Annotated in this window: 1 protein-coding gene; it reads left to right on the top strand. The window is 45.1% G+C overall.

Going from position 1 to position 215, the window contains the following annotated elements; all coding sequences use genetic code 11:
* On the top strand, positions 1-215 hold a 215-nt coding region (locus tag AN392_RS18340; RefSeq protein ID WP_021033140.1), incomplete at its 3' end, for a GTP-binding protein.

Here is a 215-nt window from a genome sequence, read left to right on the forward strand (position 1 = left end):
ATGGCAAAAGAAAAGTTTGAACGCGTAAAACCGCACGTAAACGTTGGTACAATCGGCCACGTTGACCACGGTAAAACTACACTAACTGCAGCAATCACTAACGTACTTGCAAAAGTATACGGCGGTGTTGCTAAAGATTTCGCATCAATCGATAACGCTCCAGAAGAGCGCGAGCGTGGTATCACAATCTCAACTTCACACGTTGAGTACGATAC

The sequence above is a fragment of the Pseudoalteromonas sp. P1-16-1b genome (assembly GCF_001401785.1).
In the GTDB taxonomy this organism is placed as follows: domain Bacteria; phylum Pseudomonadota; class Gammaproteobacteria; order Enterobacterales; family Alteromonadaceae; genus Pseudoalteromonas; species Pseudoalteromonas undina.